Below are 15,657 nucleotides of genomic sequence, written 5' to 3'. Positions count from 1 at the left end.
GGGCCTACGCGAGCACGATCGAGTGAGCCCCGCGCGGCACCAGTTCCCCGATCACCGGCGCCCCGGGCACCTCTCCGGCCACGAGGAGCCCACCCGAGGTCTGGGCGTCGGCCAGCAGCAGCCGCGTGTCCGCGTCCGTGCTCCCGAAGTCGGTGAACGGCGCGACCCACTCCAGATTGCGCCGGGTGCCGCCGCTGACGTACCCGTCCCGTACGGCCTCCCGGGCGCCGTCCAGGTAGGGCACGGCTGCGGTGTCGATCACGGCGGTCACGTCGGACGCGCGGGCGAGCTTGTGCAGATGGCCGAGGAGGCCGAAGCCGGTGATGTCGGTGGCGCAGGTGGCCCCGGCGGCCAGGGCGGCGGCGGAGGCGTCCCGGTTCAGGGCCGTCATCGTGGCGACGGCCTGTTCGAACCACTCCCCCGTGGCCTTGTGCCGGTTGTTCAGTACCCCGAGGCCGAGCGGTTTGGTCAGCGAGAGCGGCAGACCGGGCCGGCCCGCGTCGTTGCGCAGCAGCCGTCCGGGGTCGGCGAGGCCGGTGACGGCCATGCCGTACTTCGGTTCTGGGTCGTCGACGCTGTGGCCGCCGCCGACGTGGCAGCCCGCCTCGGTGGCGATGTCGAGGCCGCCGCGCAGCACCTCGCGGGCCAGGTCGAAGGGGAGCCGGTCGCGGGGCCAGGCGAGCAGGTTGACCGCGAGAACGGGCCGGCCGCCCATCGCGTACACGTCGGACAGGGCGTTGGCGGCGGCGATGCGTCCCCAGTCGTACGGATCATCGACGACGGGCGTGAAGAAGTCGGCGGTGCACACGACGGCCGTGCCCGCCTGCCCGGGGAGCGTGACGACGGCCGCGTCGTCGCCGGTGGCGAGGCCCACCAGCAGCGGGGTGTCGCCGCCGGTCAGCGGCGCGCCCAGCCCGCTGACCACCTCCTCCAGCTCGCCGGGCGGAATCTTGCAGGCGCAGCCGCCGCCGTGGGCGAACTGCGTGAGGCGTACGGAGGCCTGGCGGGTCGGTGTCATACCTGTCTCCTGGGGCACTAGCCTGGGCGAGCGGTGGAGGCGTGTGGGTGCCTGGTGGCCCTCCCGGTCTTCAAAACCGAGGTGCCCGAGGATCTCGGGCAGGCGGGTTCGATTCCCGTCCGCCTCCGCTCCCGGGATCGGGCCGGCAGCGGCGGCGCTGGTCGTCGACGCGTTCCGTGTATCCCTGGGCGTCGAGGTGCTCCAGCAGCGGTACGGCCACGCGGCGCGTGGTGTCCAGCGCCAGCCGTGCCTCGCTCAGGGTGAACGGCTGCGGCAGCCGGCACAGTACGGCGGCGGCCTGGGTGTCCGCGCCGGGCAGCAGCACGATGCCGTCGGTGATCCGCAGCAGGGCACCGGCGGACACGGCAGCGGCCAACGCCTTGCGGGTGAGGCCCAGTCGGGTCAGCCGGTCGGCCTCGGGCGCGCGGAACGGCGTACGCGCCAGGTCCCGGCGGACGGCGTCCACGGCGGCCCGGACGGGCGGGGGCAGGGTGGGCCGGAGGGTGTCCCCCGCGTACAACCGGCCCTGCCGACTGCGCAGTGGTGGCGGGGTCCGGGCGAGCGCGTCCACCAGGGCGCGGTCGGGCAGGCCCAGCAGACGGCGGGCCGCCTCGGCGGGCAGTCCGGGCTCCAGGGGGTGTTCACGGGCGTGCCGCTCGACCTCGCGGGCCAACCGGTCCCGCAGGGCCGTCCAGTACCTCTCGTCGGCCAGCCAGTCTCCGGCGACGGGCTCGGCGGGGGGCCGGGCGCCCATGGCCAGCAGGTCGGCCCGGCGGATCAGCCGGCGGCGGCGCAGCTCGGCGGCGCCGTCGGGGCGGCCGGTCATCCCGGCCAGCTCGGCCGCGCGGGCCCGGCCGGCGCCGCGCCGGGTCAGCCGGGGCGGCCGTACGTCGAGGACGGTGACACCACAGGGCATGCGGCTGCCGCCGGGCTCGCGCAGCACCGCGCGGTCGCCGATCCGCAGGGGCAGCGCCCGGTTCAGGGTGAGCCGGGCGGTGTCCTCGCCGAGCGGGCGGACGGTCACCGGGACGGCCGCCGTGCCGATGTGCAGGGTGACGGAGCGGGGCAGGTCGGCGACCGGCTCTCCGGCGACCCGGACGTCGACCAGGTCGGTGAGCAACCAGCGGTCCGGGGTCAGCAGCACCTGCCCGCGCCGCAGGCCGCCGTCCCCCGGTCCGTGCACGTTGACGGCCACCCGGGCCACCCCGCTCACCTCCGTCCGCTCCTCCTGCAGGCTCTGCAGTCCGCGCACCCGCAGGACGGCCGGCCCCTCGCCGGTCACCAGCCGGTCGCCGACGCGCAGGGTGCCCGCGCCGAGAGTGCCGGTCACCACGGTGCCGTGGCCGCGTACGGTGAACGCCCGGTCGAGCCACAGCCGTACGTCGGCTTCGGCATCGGGGACGGGCAACTCGGCAGCGAGCAGGGCGAGTTCACGACGCAGCTCGTCAAGGCCGTGGCCGGTGACCGCGCTCACCGCGACGGACGGCACCTTTCCCAGCGAGGTGGCGGCCAGGCGCTCGACGGCGTCCGCGCGCACGGGTTCGGGGTCGGCCAGGTCGCTGCGGGTCACCGCGAGGACGGCGTGCCGGACGCCGAGCGCGTCGAGGACGGCCAGGTGTTCCTGCGACTGGGGCTGCCAGCCCTGGTCGGCGGCGACCACGAACAGCACGGCGGGCACGGGCCCGACACCGGCCAGCATGGTGGCGACGAACCGCTCGTGCCCCGGTACGTCCACGAAGGCGAGGTGTTCGCCGTCCGGGCCGAGTGTGGTCCACACGAAGCCGAGGTCGAGGGTCAGTCCCCGGCGGCGCTCCTCCTCGTAGCGGTCGGGCTCCATGCCGGTGAGCGCCCGTACCAGGGCGGACTTGCCGTGGTCGACGTGGCCGGCGGTGGCGAGGACCCGCATGCCGCCTACCTTTCCACGGCCTGGCGGGCCGCCCGGACGGCCTCGGCCAGCCGCTCGTCGTCCTCGGGCGGGACGGCTCGCAGGTCGAGCAGGCAGCGCCCGGCCTCCAGTCGGCCGACCACGGGGGTCCGGCCGATGCGCAGCGCCGGGGCGTACGGCTCCGGCAGGGACAGCGCGGCACTGGGCAGCGTGACTCCGGGTGCGCCTCCCCCGCCGACGGTGGCGGTGCTGGTGACGGCGCGGGCGTCCATGCCGTCCGCCGTCAGGGCGGTGGCGAGCCCGTCGGCGCGTTCCCGGAGCCGGGCCGGGTCGGTGGCGAGCGCGGCATCGGTCGGGGTGGGCGGTCCGGTGAGCGTGGCCTCCAGGGCGGCCAGGGTGAGTTTGTCGACGCGCAGGGCGCGGGCCAGGGGATGCCGGGCCAGGGCGCGGATCAGGTCCTCCCGGCCCAGCATGAGCCCGCACTGGGGCCCGCCGAGCAGCTTGTCGCCGCTCGCGGTGACCAGGGCGGCACCGGCGCGCAGCTGGGTGTCGGCGTCCGGTTCCTCGGGCAGTGCCGGGTGCGGGGCGAGCAGTCCGGAGCCGATGTCGACGACGACGGGGACGCCCAGCCCGGCCAGCTCGCCGACCTCGGCGGCGCGGGTGAAGCCGGTGATGCGGAAGTTGGAGGGGTGCACCTTCAGTACGAAGCCGGTGTCGGGGCCGATCGCGGCGGCGTAGTCGGCGGTGGCGGTCCGGTTGGTCGTGCCGACCTCGCGGAGCCGTGCGCCGGTGGAGACGAGCAGGTCGGGCAGGCGGAAGCCGTCCCCGATCTCGACCATCTCGCCACGGCTGATGACGATCTCCCGGCCGGCTGCGAGGGCGGTGGCGGCCAGCACGAGCGCGGCGGCACCGTTGTTGACGACGTGCGCGCCACCGGCCGAGGGCACCCGGTCGCGGAGCGCGGCGAGGGCGGAGCGGCCTCGGCGGGCCCGTGCTCCGCCCGCCAGGTCGAGTTCGACGTCCGTGGGGCCGGCGGCCGCCGCCACGGCGTGCCGGGCCGCTGCCGACAGCGGCGCCCGGCCGAGATTGGTGTGCAGCAGCACACCGGTGGCGTTGATCACCGGGCGGAGTCCGCCGGCCGTGCCGGGCAGCAGCGCGACCGCCGTGTCCGCCACGTGCTCGGGCGCGACGGCTCCGGCACGTGCCTCCTGCTGTGCCTGCCGGATCGCACCCTTGACCAGGCGCTCGCCCAGCCGGTCCGCCGCCGCGGCCAGCCGGGGCTCGCGCAGCAGCGCGTCGGTCCGCGGGATCCGACGGCGTGCGTCCGCGCCCGGGTGCCCCGCGGGATCGCCGGGGTCGTGCCCGGCCGGCGCGGTGTCCCGGCCTTCCCTTCCCGCTGCCACGCGCTGTTCCATGCCGCCCCTGTTTCTCCGGCCCGGCCGTGTGCCGCTACGGCACCACCCATCGTCTCCCAGTGCCCCCGGCCGGCCGTTCGACACGCCGTACCGGGGTGAGCCGGAGCGGGTTCCAGCAGCGAGGCCGAGGCCCACGTGCAACTGCCCACCCGCACCTGCCGTCGGGCATCCCCGGCCGGTACGGCCCGACCGGCGGTCGGCCATCGGGAAACCGGGCGGCGCCGGGCGTGCAGCCGGGCGGTGACGAGCGGGGCGGCGAGACGAAGGGCATCAGCCGGGGCGGCGGTGCCTCGCCGGCTGTTCCTGGAGCTTCGCCATGACCTCGATCCGGCTCAGTCCGTCGAAGGCCCCGACCCGGTCCGTCGCGGCGACGGTGGCCAGCACGGAGGTGAGCAGCGCGCAGAGCATGCCGCCCGCGACCTGGAAACGCGGGGCGGCCCAGATGATGAGCGGATAGACGAGGAAGAGCAGGCTGATCGAGCTGTAGGCGGCGAGCGGTACGACACAGCAGGCCGCTGACCCGCCCCAGGGGTGCGCGTCCGCAGGTCCCCCGTCAGCCGACGTCCGAATCGATGCCGGTGATCACCGCGGGCCCTAGCGGTGCCGTCCTCTCGTCCAGCCCCGCGCCGCGCAGGGCCGAGTCCGCGAGCCGGCGGGCCGCCTCCTCGGCGTGCGGTCCGGTGTCCGCCTCGACGGTCAGGCGGAGGGTGAAGGTGTTGTCCTCGTTGACGCTCAGCACGTCCAGGTCCTCGCTGCTGCCCATCCGCGTGGTGTGCGGATCGGCCGGCCTGAGCGCCCGGCTCAGCACCGCTCGGGTGTCGGCCCCGACTCCCGTGGTGAAGGTACCGGGCACAGTGATGACGTAGGTCGTCATGACGATCCTTTCCTCGGGCGTCACCACGCCTACCCCGATTCGGCGTCTTCGCACAGCGGCCGGGCGAACACCCTCGAGCCGCCCGGTCTCAGATCCATCCATCCAAGGCTGTCATGAACCCCTCAAAGTCGTCCCGGTAGAGGGTGTGCCCGGCCCCCGGGACGGTGCGGATTTCGAAGCCCCTCTGCGCCAGCCGCGCCGCGAGGTCGGGGGACACGAGAGCGCTGGAGTCGGCCAGCACTACCAGTGAGGGCACCATCGGGCGCGTCGGGGTCCTGCTGACCGCGTAGACGTCGGGGAGGGCGTGGGCGGTTTCGGGGTCCCAGGCTGCGAGCGTGGCCAGCTCCACGTCGACGTCCGCCTCGTCCCACCGCGGGTTGAAGCCGGCGATCATCGCGCGGGGCGTGTTCTTGAAGTCCGCGAAGGCGGAGGCGACCGCGGTGACGTTCGCGACCGGCTCCCAGGCGGGGTCGCAGTAGACGGCGCGGCCCGGTGCCAGCCGCTCGGCGGCGAGGGCCAGTGCCATGGCGCCGAGCGAGTGCCCGATGGCCAACTCCGGGCCTTTGGGCAGCGTTTCCACCAGATCGTCGGCCCAGATCTCGGCGCCGTACTCGCCCCGTCCGCTCGCGCCGTGTCCGCGCAGATCCACACCGATGACCCGGTAGCCCTTGTCCGCCAGGGCCGGTGCGACCCGGCGCCAGGTCCTGTGGTCGGACATGATCCCGTGAACGAGGACGGCGATCCGGTCCCCCGTCCCCCACTCGCAGGTGTGCAGCTTCATCAACACGCCTCTCTGGTCCGTACTCTGCGGAATCCTTTCAGTAACCGACTCCGGATCCAGCCGTGTCGGGCACCGATCGGTCCAACTTGCCCGCGAAGAGCTGCGCTTGCTCCTGCGAGCCGACGGCGCGCACGAGGTACGACCGCCGGCCGATGCGGCTCACAGGGGAGAGTGGGCCACCACGACCACATAGGCGCCGTACAGCAGGGACACGACGGCCAGGGCGCCGCCGACCAGCAGCGCGTGGGCCGGGCGTAACCGCCAGGTGCGGGCGAAGGCACGCGCCGGAGGGATCAGCAGGGGGAAGACCGGCAGCAGGAAACGCGGCTTGGACGAGAACGAACCGGAGCCGCCGACCACGAGCAGCACCAGCACCCCCGCGAACACCACCAGGACCAGCGGGGCGCGGTCCAGACAGAGCAGCCCGAAGAGTACGACACCGGTCAGGACGATCAGCAGGGCCGCCGGGTAGACGAAGCCGCCGCCGTACAGGAGCAGCGCCCTGAGGAAGCGCAGGGCGCCGGCGCCGAAGTCGAAGCGCGAGTCCCACGCGCTCTGCACCCTGAAGTAACCGCCCAGCAGGTCGCCGGTCTGCTGCCCCACCCAGAGCACATAGCCGAGCCAGCCCAGCGGGGCCATGAGGGCGCCCGCCCACAGCGCCGCCGGTACCCGGCCGCGCCGCCGCAGCACCTCCTGCGCGGCGGCGAGGCCGACGGCCGCCGCCACCGCGAACCCGGTCGGCCTGGACAGGCCCGCCAGCGCGGCCAGCGAACCGGCCCACAGCCAGCGGCCCTTGAGTACGCAGTACAGGGACCAGACGGCGAGGGCGGCGAAGAGGGACTCGGTGTAGGCGATGGTCAGCTCGACGGCGTGCGGCAGCACCGCCCACAGGCCGACCAGGGCGGTGGCGACGGCACGCCCGTGGAGGTGGTGGCCGAGGACGTAGACGCCGTACGCGGCCACACCCGCGGCGGCCCAGGCGATCAGCAGCCCGGCCTGGCCCGGGGAGAGCGGGAGGACCGTGGTCAGGGCGCGGACGAGTCCCGGATAGAGCGGAAAGAACGCCCAGTCGGCCTGCACCCGGCCGGCTCGGGTGATCCAGATGAGGTGTCCGTATCCATGCGTGGCGATGTGCAGGTACCAGCGGGAGTCCCAGGAGTGGGCCAGGTTCCTGACGAGTGGGTGTCCGGTGAGGTGGTTGACGACGATGACGACGGCGACTCCGGCGAGCCGGACGGCCGCGAACAGCGCGAGAGCCGGCAGGGCCCCGTCCGGGATCCGGTGCCGGGTGATCAGCGGCAGTGAGGGGCGGCGGAAGGGACGGGACGGGGCGGCCGGCTCGGGCCGGGGTACGGAGGACGTGCTCACCCTCCGACCTTGGTCACGCCGTTGAGGGCATGCAAACCGCGACCCGGGTTTCTTACGGTCTTCCACCCTGATTCAGGAATCGGGGTGAACCCTCACTCCGTCCGTTGCCGAGGAGGACCCCCACGAGGAGCGAAGCGGCAGTGTGGTTACCATATGAGCGCTGCCTAGCTCGAAAGATGGATCTGTGACTGTCAACGACGACTCGTTCGCCAACTGGATGATCCGCGAGGAGATCGCGGAATCGATGATCCCGCTCATCGGGAAGCTGCACCGCGAGCGGGACGTGACCATCCTGCTGCACAGCCGCTCCTTGGTGAACAAGTCGGTGGTCAGTATCCTCAAGACGCACCGCTTCGCCCGGCAGATCGCCGGTGCGGAGCTGTCGGTCACCGAGACCATGCCGTTCCTGCAGGCCCTGACCACCCTCGACCTCGGGCCCTCCCAGATCGACCTCGGCATGCTGGCCACCCTGTACCAGGCCGACGACCGCGGTCTGAGCGTGGCGGAGTTCACCGCCGAGGCCGTCGCCGGCGCCACGGGCGCCAACAAGATCGAGCGCCGCGAGCCGCGCGACGTCGTGCTGTACGGCTTCGGCCGCATCGGCCGACTCGTCGCCCGTCTGCTGATCGAGAAGGCCGGCTCCGGCAACGGCCTGCGCCTGCGCGCCATCGTCGTGCGCGGCGGCGGTGCCCAGGACATCATCAAGCGCGCCTCGCTGCTGCGCCGCGACTCCATCCACGGTCAGTTCCAGGGAACGATCACCGTGGACGAGGACAGCAGCACGATCGTGGCCAACGGCAACGCGATCAAGGTGATCTACGCCGACGACCCGTCGTTCGTCGACTACACCGAGTACGGCATCCGGGACGCCATCCTCATCGACAACACCGGCAAGTGGCGCGACCGCGAGGGCCTGTCCAAGCACCTGCGCCCCGGCATCGAGAAGGTCGTGCTGACCGCGCCGGGCAAGGGCGACGTCCCGAACATCGTGCACGGCGTCAACCACGACACCGTCAAGCCGGACGAGCAGATCCTGTCCTGCGCCTCCTGCACCACCAACGCCATCGTCCCGCCGCTGAAGGCCATGGACGACGAGTACGGTGTGCTGCGCGGCCACGTGGAGACCGTCCACTCGTTCACCAACGACCAGAACCTGCTGGACAATTACCACAATTCCGAGCGCCGTGGCCGCTCCGCGCCGCTCAACATGGTGATCACCGAGACCGGTGCCGCCTCCGCCGTCGCCAAGGCGCTGCCCGACCTGAAGGCGAAGATCAGCGGCAGCTCGATCCGCGTCCCGGTGCCGGACGTCTCGATCGCGATCCTCAACCTGCAGCTGGCGCGCGAGGCCACCCGCGAGGAGGTCCACGACTACCTGCGCGAGGTCTCGCTGACCTCGCCGCTCAAGCGCCAGATCGACTTCATCACGGCGCCCGACGCGGTCTCCAGCGACTTCATCGGCTCGCGCCACGCCTCCATCGTGGACGCCGGCGCCCTCAAGGTCGACGGCGACAACGCGATCCTCTACCTCTGGTACGACAACGAGTTCGGCTACTCCTGCCAGGTGGTCCGGGTCGTCCAGCACGTCTCGGGCGTCGAGTACCCGACGTACCCGTCGACGGCGGTCTGAGGCAAGAACGGCAACGGCGTGCGGCCGCCGACCGGGGTTCCGGTCGGCGGCCGTTCTGCTCGGGCGCGTAGGGTCAGGCCTTCGCCGGCCCGGCGCAGGCGCCCGCGGCGCACGCCGTGAGCCACCGGTCGAAGTCGGCGTCGTAGCGGGTGCCGATGCCGTCGTGGTAGACGGCGTATCCGCCGGTGTAGTCACCGGCGCGGAAGCGGGCGAGCATGCGGTGGATGTCGTCGGGGTGCCGCTCGGCCATGTAGCGCACGGCGAGGTAGCCCCACGGGTACGTCCGGGTCACGTCGCTGTTGTCGTAGGTGTTCTCGAACAGGGTGCTCAGCCGGTACGTGTGCTTGCCGGCCTCCTGGATCGCCTGCTCGTCGGCGAGACCCCGGTAGCCGTAGGACACGTACTCGGCGAGGCCCTCGATCCACCACACGTCCGGTACCGAGATCTGCTGGGTGAAGTCGCCCTTCATGTCGTCGCGGCCGTCGAGGAAGTGTGTGTACTCGTGGTTGAGGTTCCAGATCCGGGCCACGAAACCGTCGTCGTAGTCCTTTTGGTACATGATCGACGTCGGTTGGTTGGACGGGTCGGAGGGGTCGCCGGTGAGCGTCATACCGCCGTTGTCGGTGCTGATGCCGTAGATGGCGCCGCCGTAGGTCTGGTAGTCGGCCCGGCCGGCGAAGACCACGAGCTGGATGGTGGAGACGTACTGGCCGGGTATCGGGCCGTCCGTCTGCACGAACGAGCGGAAGTAGGCGCCCTGGTGGAGGACGCTCGCGCAGGCGGCGTCGAGATCGGCGGCGGTCAGGGACTGGGCGCGGACGGTGACGTTCGCATCGCAGTGGTGGACGGTGGGCAGGACGGCCCTGGTGAGCTTGTCCGGCAGGTTGCAGACGTCGTAGTACGAGCAGTTGGCGTTGTCGTAATAGTTCGCCTGCGTCGCCACGGCCACCCAGAGTCCGGCCGTCGGACCGGTGATCCCGGTCTCGTCCAGCAGGTCCCTGGTCAACGGGCGAACCGTTTCCTGCAGTTCCGGGTGCTCGACGTAACGGGCCAGGTTCATCCCGGCGTTGGAGTCCAGGAAGGCCAGACTCGTGCCGAGCTGATCGGTGTTGGCCAGCGCGAAGTCGTACAGGGTGTCGATGATGCGCGGGTCGCCGTCGACCGCCCGCACGTACTCCGGGTTCCAGTTGCCGCGCCACAGGGGCGTGTAGACGTCGTTGACGGCCCTGATCATGCTGTCGACGGAGTCGTAGGAGCTGTCGTAGTCGTTCAGCAGCCGCTGGTAGACGTACAGGTAGCGGCCCTGCTGGTCGGCGCTGTCGGTGAGGATGACGGTCTCGCCGAGGAGGTCGCCGTTGGCCACGCTGACGTCACGGGAGTGGGAGCGGGCGAAGAAGGTGTCGAGGCCGGCCGTGACGGCGGCGGTGAGCCGGGAGGTGTACGGGCCCACGTCATCGGAGTGGTTGAACTGCACGTAGTAGCCGGCGCGCAGGAACAGCACCAGCTGGTGGAGACTGCCGGAGTTGTCGCCGCGGTACTGCCCGGCCGTGTTCTTGAACGCGCTCGCCACGGTCAGCATCTGGGACTGGCGGAAGACGTCGTGCGCGTCCTTGCCGGTGACCGAGAAGAGGGTGTTCACGCAGTCCGTGGTGGAGGTCCTCACGACCGCGACGAGGGCGGATCCGGTGCGGCTGCCGAAATCGGCCGGAGTGCAGGGGGCCGCCTTCGCCGCACCGGGCGGGGCGCTCTCCATGCGGCGAGTGAACGGCGGTGCCTGGGGAGGGAGTTGGGCAGGGCTGAGCTTCCTCGCCTGGGCCGCGGGCCGTTCGGTGGCACCGGTGGCCGGGCCGGCGGGCGGCGGCGCGGGGGTGTGCTTCCCGGGCGGGCGGGCGGTCGTACCGGCCGACGGCTGGGGTGAGGCGAGCGCCGGTGTCGACAGCAGGCCGGCCACGGTGACGCAGACGGCGGCGGCGCCGGCCATGCGTCTGGGCAGCGCGAGGCGGTAGCGCATCTGGGTTCCTCCACGAAGGGATGCGCCTCGGTGGGGTGTTGAGGCGGGAGTGGCACTGTCTCAGCGCGCACCCGCGCCAACAATGGTGTGTGACATAGCACATGGCACTGCCGGCTCATAACATCCGGATGCTCCGGCGACAGCCGCCCAGGCCCTGTCGCCGGCCTCCCGCCCGGCCGGCGATCAATGCACCTGGGTTCCGGCGATGTTCCACGTGCGGGATGCCCAGGTCCTCAAGTGCGGTGCCTGGGCGACGAGATCGCGGTAGGCGGCGGTGGCCGACTGTACGAGCGTCTCCACGACGTCGTCGGTGATGGTGCCGGGCCGCCAGGCCAGCACATAGCGGCACCACAGCGGCGAGCCGGCCAGCGGCTTGATCGCGACGTGCGGGATCGGGCGCAGCGTCGGCTGCACCAGGGACACACCGAGGCCGTCGGCGATCATGCTCTGCAGCTGTGTCCGGTCGCCGAGGAACTCGTGCGCGGCGACCGGGGTGAACCCGGCCGCCGCGCAGGCGTCGTAGAACACCCCGGGCCAGCCGGCGCCGTCGTCCGGGGTCACGAACCACTCGTCCTCGGCCAGATCGGCCAGGTGCACCTGGGCGCACTGGCGCAGACGGTGGCGGGAGGGCAGGGCCACGAACGTCGGCTCGGTGACGATTCCGCGGTGTTTCACGGCGGTCGAGTGCCGTAGTTCCATGCCCGGGTAGTCGGCGGCTATGGCCGCGTCCACCGCGCCCTCCTCCAGCAGCTCGACGATCCGCGAGGAGGCGTAGACGCTGGTCACGGTGAGGGACAGTTCCGGCAGCCGGGTGCGGACGCGGGACACCGTGCCCGAGAGCATGGGCGAGTTGGTCGAGGCCACGCGCAGGGTACGGCGGGGCCGGGCGGAGGCCGGGCGGTGCCCGATGGCGTCGGCGCGGGCCAGGACGTCCCGGGCCTGGGCGACGACCTCCGTGCCGTACCGGGTGGGCCGCACTCCGCTCGTGCTCCGTTCGAAGAGAGGCTCGCCCAGATGGCGCTCGATGCGCCTGAGCTGGGTGCTCACGGCGGGTTGCGAGTACCCGAGGTGCGCGGCGGCGCGGCCCACGCTGCCCGCGTCGGCGATCGCGCACAGCACCCGCAGGTGCCGAAGCTCCAACTCCACCGGTCCACTCCCCGTTCCCTACCACGGCCGGTCTTCCGGAGATTGTCCGTCTCCCGGGAAACCGGTGCTCACAGCGACGGCCGGCCGTGGTCGGGACCGGCGGACGGAAGCGTTCCATCGCACCGTCGCGCGCACAAGTCGCGACCCCGGCCACTACGTTCCGAACCGGGCTCCCTCTCCTTCCCAGCTACATCTCTTTTCCTTTTGCCTAAAATCCTTAGGCAGATACATAATCCCTTCTGGCAAACGGAAGGAAGCTCATGGTGCGAGCGGGACTGACCACGGAACGTCTGGTCCGGGCGGGGGCGGAGCTGGCCGACGAGGTCGGCTTCGACCAGGTCACGGTGTCGGCACTGGCCCGGCGGTTCGACGTCAAGGTCGCGAGCCTGTACTCGCACCTGAAGAGCTCCCAGGACCTGAAAACCAGGATCGCCCTGCTCGCGCTGGAGGAACTGGCCGACCGCGCCGCCGATGCGCTGGCCGGCCGGGCCGGCAAGGACGCCCTCCTGGCCTTCGCGAACGTCTACCGCGACTACGCCCGGGAGCACCCCGGTCGATACGCGGCGGCACAGTTCCGGCTGGACCCTCGGACGGCCGCCGCGAGCGCCGGCGGCCGGCACGCGCAGATGACCCGGGCGATCCTGCGCGGCTACGACCTGACCGAACCCGACCAGACCCACGCCGTCCGGCTGCTCGGCAGCGTCTTCCACGGCTACGTGAGCCTGGAGACGGCCGGTGGCTTCAGCCACAGCTCCCCCGACTCGCAGGAGTCGTGGACCCGGATCCTGGACGCCCTCGACGCGCTGTTGCGCGCCTGGCCGACGCCCTGACCCTCCCCTCGGCTTCCCCCTCCGACCGACAGGCGCGCACGATGCCCTCCACCCCGTACGAGTGGACCACCACTCCGCTCACCGCCGACCTCATTCGCGGCGCCCTCGACCTGGAACGCACCGGACACGGGCTGCTCCCGCACCGGCTGCCGGCCCGGGCCCGCGCCCAGTGCGCAGACCCGCAACTGCACTTGGCGGAGTCCCAGCCCTCCGGCGTCCGCGTGGTCTTCCGGACCCGCGCCACCGCAGTCGAGCTCGACACACTGCCGACCAAGCGGGTGTACGTCGGTGCCCCGCCCCGCCCGGACGGCCGGTACGACCTGCTCGTCGACGGACGCCCGGCCGGCAGTGCCTGCGTCACCGGCGGCAACACCCTGACGATCGACATGGCCACCGGCACCGCCGGGCAGCGGCCCGGTCCGGTCGGCACCGTGCGCTTCACCGGGCTTCCGGGCGGGGTGAAGGACGTCGAGATCTGGCTGCCCCACAACGAGACCACCGAACTGGTCGCCCTGCGCACCGACGCGCCCGTCGAACCGGTGCCGGACCGGGGCCGCAAGGTGTGGCTGCACCACGGCAGTTCGATCAGCCACGGCTCCGATGCCGCGAGCCCCACCACCACCTGGCCGGCGCTCGCCGCCTCGCTCGGTGGGGTGGAGCTGATCAACCTCGGTCTGGGCGGCAGTGCCCTCCTCGATCCGTTCACCGCGCGCACGCTGCGCGACACGCCCGCCGACCTGATCAGCGTCAAGCTCGGCATCAACCTGGTCAACACCGACCTGATGCGGCTGCGCGCGTTCGGGCCCGCCGTCCACGGCTTCCTCGACACCGTCCGCGAGGGCCACCCCGACACGCCGCTGCTCGTGGTCTCGCCGATCCTGTGCCCCATCCATGAGGACACGCCCGGCCCCAGCGTCCCGGACCTCACCGCCCTGAGCGCCGGGCGGCTGCGGTTCCGGGCCGCCGGCGATCCGGCGGAACGGGCGAGCGGAAAGCTCACCCTCCATGTCGTCCGGGAGGAGCTGGCCCGGATCGTGCGGCAGCGGGCCGCCGAGGACCCGCACCTGCACCACCTCGACGGCCGCGACCTCTACGGGGAGGCCGACGTCGCCGAACTGCCGCTGCCCGACGACCTCCACCCGGACGCCGCCACGCACCGCCGGATGGGGGAACGCTTCGCCGCGCTGGCCTTCGCCCCCGGCGGCCCCTTCGCCGACCGCGCGGTCTGACCCTCCTACCGGTCGGCACGGGCCTCACACGAGGTGGGCGAAGACCACCAGGTTGTCGGTGTAGTCCCGCACCGAGTGGTCGTAGTCCCCCGCGCAGGTGATCAGCCGGACCTCGGGGCGGTCCGTGTCGGCGTACACGCGCTTGCTCGGGAAGTCGTCCTTGGCGAAGGTCTCCGTGTCGTCCACGACGAAGTCCGCGGTGCGCCCGTCGGCCCGGTCCACGGAGAACCGGTCTCCCCGCTCGAGTTCACCGAGGTTGGCGAAGACGGCGGCCGAGGTCACCGTGTCGACGTGCCCGGCGATGATCGAGGTGCCGGCCTCGCCGGGCGAGGCACCCTTGGCGTACCAGCCGACCAGATTGGTGTTGTCGGCCGGCGGGGGCTCGAGTTGACCGGTGGCGCCGATGGAGAGCTCCGCGAAGGGCGCGTCCACGGAGATCTTCGGGATGAGGAGCCGGGTCGGCACGGACCGGGGCAGCGGCTCGATGCTCTCGGGCGTGGCGGGCCGCACGGCGCTGGTCGCGCCCGAGGCACGCGGGACGACCGGGGCGTCGTTCGACCCGTGATGGCCGCCGAACAGGCTGACGGCCAGGAAGACGATCGCCACACCCCACAGGGTCAGCCGCCCGCCACGGCCGGACCGCTGCTCGTCCGTCGCCGGCTCGGCGGGGGGCGGGGAGGGGGGATCTGCTGCCATCGGACACCACCTCACTCGGCACGGCAGCACGGGGATCGGGGCTCGGGAGGCGCGGGCCGCCGGCACCGTGTGGGCCGACGGCGGCCGGTCCCCGGGAAGGCGGGAGCGCGGTCAGGACGCCGGCGCGGCGGCCTTCTTGCGGCGCAGCGCGTACATACCCGTGGCGCCGACGGCGAGCACGGCCAGGCCGCCCGCGGTGACACCGGGCGTGGCGAGGGCGCCGCCTCCGGTGTGCATGCCGCCGCGGGGCTTCTCGTGGTCGTCGCCGCCCCACTCGTCCTTGTCGCGGCCGCTGCCGCGGCCGCCGCCCTTGTCCTTCTCCGTGTCCTTGTCCTTGTCGCGGTAGCTCTCGAGGTCGAACCGGCCGTCGTCGCGGTTCGAGCTCGAGTCGCCGCCCCGCACGGCCGCGAGGGCACCGCCGCCCGTGTGCATTCCGCCGCGCGGCTCGTCGCGGCCCCGCCGCTTGTCGTGGTCCGTGCTGTAGTCGTCGTGCTCCTTGCCGGAGCCCTTGTCGTGGTCGCTGTCGGAACCCTTGTCGCGATCGCGGTCGGAGCCGCTGTCATGGTCCCTGCTGTAGGAGGAGTCGTCACGGCCCCAGTCGCCCCCGGCCGGTACGGCGAAGGCGGCCCCGGGCGTGGCGAAGCAGACGGCGGCGGTGGCGGCCGCGGTGGCGAGGAGGATGCGGGCAGAACGCATGTCGAGGTCCTTCCGCCGTGGCCGGGCAGCGGATACGGCATCAGCTGGATGGACCCGGCCTCGACATGAACCACCGTC

The 15,657-nt window shown here is 72.6% G+C and carries 13 protein-coding genes, 1 tRNA gene and 1 pseudogene; 4 read left to right on the top strand and 11 right to left on the bottom strand.

Annotation, left to right across the window (positions count from 1 at the left end; all coding sequences use genetic code 11):
• Positions 1-4: 4 nt before the first annotated feature.
• Positions 5-1,018: a selenide, water dikinase SelD gene (selD, locus tag ACFZDC_RS33650; protein ID WP_391329744.1), complete on the bottom strand. Its 1,014-nt coding sequence runs from the start codon at positions 1,016-1,018 to the stop codon at positions 5-7.
• Between the two features lie 35 nt (positions 1,019-1,053).
• Between selD and ACFZDC_RS33645 the strand changes: the two genes are divergently transcribed.
• Positions 1,054-1,146 (top strand) — tRNA-Sec (locus ACFZDC_RS33645).
• An 8-nt stretch (positions 1,147-1,154) separates the two neighbouring features.
• Here the strand turns inward: ACFZDC_RS33645 and ACFZDC_RS33640 are convergent.
• From ACFZDC_RS33640 to ACFZDC_RS33615, 6 genes and pseudogenes are all read right to left on the bottom strand, one after another.
• A pseudogene (locus ACFZDC_RS33640) lies at positions 1,155-2,924 on the bottom strand (SelB C-terminal domain-containing protein); the annotation flags it as partial.
• Positions 2,925-2,929: 5 nt separating this feature from the next.
• On the bottom strand, positions 2,930-4,318 hold the full coding sequence (gene selA, locus ACFZDC_RS33635) for an L-seryl-tRNA(Sec) selenium transferase (protein ID WP_391329742.1): 1,389 nt from the start codon (positions 4,316-4,318) through the stop codon (positions 2,930-2,932).
• Positions 4,319-4,588: 270 nt separating this feature from the next.
• Positions 4,589-4,888 carry an MASE1 domain-containing protein gene (locus ACFZDC_RS33630; RefSeq protein WP_391329867.1) on the bottom strand — a complete coding sequence of 100 codons (300 nt, stop codon included), beginning with the start codon at positions 4,886-4,888 and terminating at the stop codon, positions 4,589-4,591.
• On the bottom strand, positions 4,872-5,192 hold the full coding sequence (locus ACFZDC_RS33625; RefSeq protein WP_391329740.1) for a hypothetical protein: 321 nt from the start codon (positions 5,190-5,192) through the stop codon (positions 4,872-4,874). The genes ACFZDC_RS33630 and ACFZDC_RS33625 overlap by 17 nt, the downstream gene beginning before the upstream one ends.
• 88 nt (positions 5,193-5,280) lie before the next feature.
• Positions 5,281-5,973, bottom strand: coding sequence for an alpha/beta fold hydrolase (locus ACFZDC_RS33620; protein ID WP_391329737.1), 693 nt, complete (start codon positions 5,971-5,973; stop codon positions 5,281-5,283).
• A gap of 159 nt (positions 5,974-6,132) precedes the next feature.
• Positions 6,133-7,341 carry a hypothetical protein gene (locus tag ACFZDC_RS33615; RefSeq protein WP_391329735.1) on the bottom strand — a complete coding sequence of 403 codons (1,209 nt, stop codon included), beginning with the start codon at positions 7,339-7,341 and terminating at the stop codon, positions 6,133-6,135.
• A 184-nt stretch (positions 7,342-7,525) separates the two neighbouring features.
• Between ACFZDC_RS33615 and ACFZDC_RS33610 the strand changes: the two genes are divergently transcribed.
• Positions 7,526-8,971, top strand: coding sequence for a glyceraldehyde-3-phosphate dehydrogenase (locus ACFZDC_RS33610; protein ID WP_391329733.1), 1,446 nt, complete (start codon positions 7,526-7,528; stop codon positions 8,969-8,971).
• A 73-nt stretch (positions 8,972-9,044) separates the two neighbouring features.
• Here the strand turns inward: ACFZDC_RS33610 and ACFZDC_RS33605 are convergent, their stop codons facing one another.
• A complete protein-coding gene (locus tag ACFZDC_RS33605) occupies positions 9,045-10,982 on the bottom strand; it encodes a collagenase (protein WP_391329731.1) in 1,938 nt (645 codons plus the stop codon).
• A 183-nt stretch (positions 10,983-11,165) separates the two neighbouring features.
• Entirely contained in the window at positions 11,166-12,128 is a 963-nt protein-coding gene (locus tag ACFZDC_RS33600; RefSeq protein WP_391329729.1) for a LysR substrate-binding domain-containing protein, read from the bottom strand.
• A 260-nt stretch (positions 12,129-12,388) separates the two neighbouring features.
• Here ACFZDC_RS33600 and ACFZDC_RS33595 point away from each other — a divergent pair, with 260 nt between their 5' ends.
• Both ACFZDC_RS33595 and ACFZDC_RS33590 read left to right on the top strand, forming a co-directional pair.
• Complete coding sequence (locus ACFZDC_RS33595; protein WP_391329727.1) at positions 12,389-12,958, top strand: WHG domain-containing protein; 570 nt, start codon at positions 12,389-12,391, stop codon at positions 12,956-12,958.
• 41 nt (positions 12,959-12,999) lie between these two features.
• Positions 13,000-14,187: a GDSL-type esterase/lipase family protein gene (locus tag ACFZDC_RS33590; RefSeq protein WP_391329725.1), complete on the top strand. Its 1,188-nt coding sequence runs from the start codon at positions 13,000-13,002 to the stop codon at positions 14,185-14,187.
• Positions 14,188-14,211: 24 nt separating this feature from the next.
• Here the strand turns inward: ACFZDC_RS33590 and ACFZDC_RS33585 are convergent, their stop codons facing one another.
• Together ACFZDC_RS33585 and ACFZDC_RS33580 are read right to left on the bottom strand one after the other, a co-directional pair.
• A complete protein-coding gene (locus ACFZDC_RS33585) occupies positions 14,212-14,883 on the bottom strand; it encodes a class F sortase (RefSeq protein ID WP_391329723.1) in 672 nt (223 codons plus the stop codon).
• 111 nt (positions 14,884-14,994) lie between these two features.
• Positions 14,995-15,579, bottom strand: a complete 585-nt coding sequence (locus ACFZDC_RS33580; protein WP_391329721.1) for a hypothetical protein — start codon at positions 15,577-15,579, stop codon at positions 14,995-14,997.
• Between the last annotated feature and the right edge of the window lie 78 nt (positions 15,580-15,657).

This window comes from Streptomyces sp. NPDC007905, from assembly GCF_042959345.1.
Taxonomy (GTDB): Bacteria; Actinomycetota; Actinomycetes; order Streptomycetales; family Streptomycetaceae; genus Streptomyces.
Note: the sequence above shows the minus strand (reverse complement) of the source record. Positions and strands in the feature narration are given on the sequence as shown.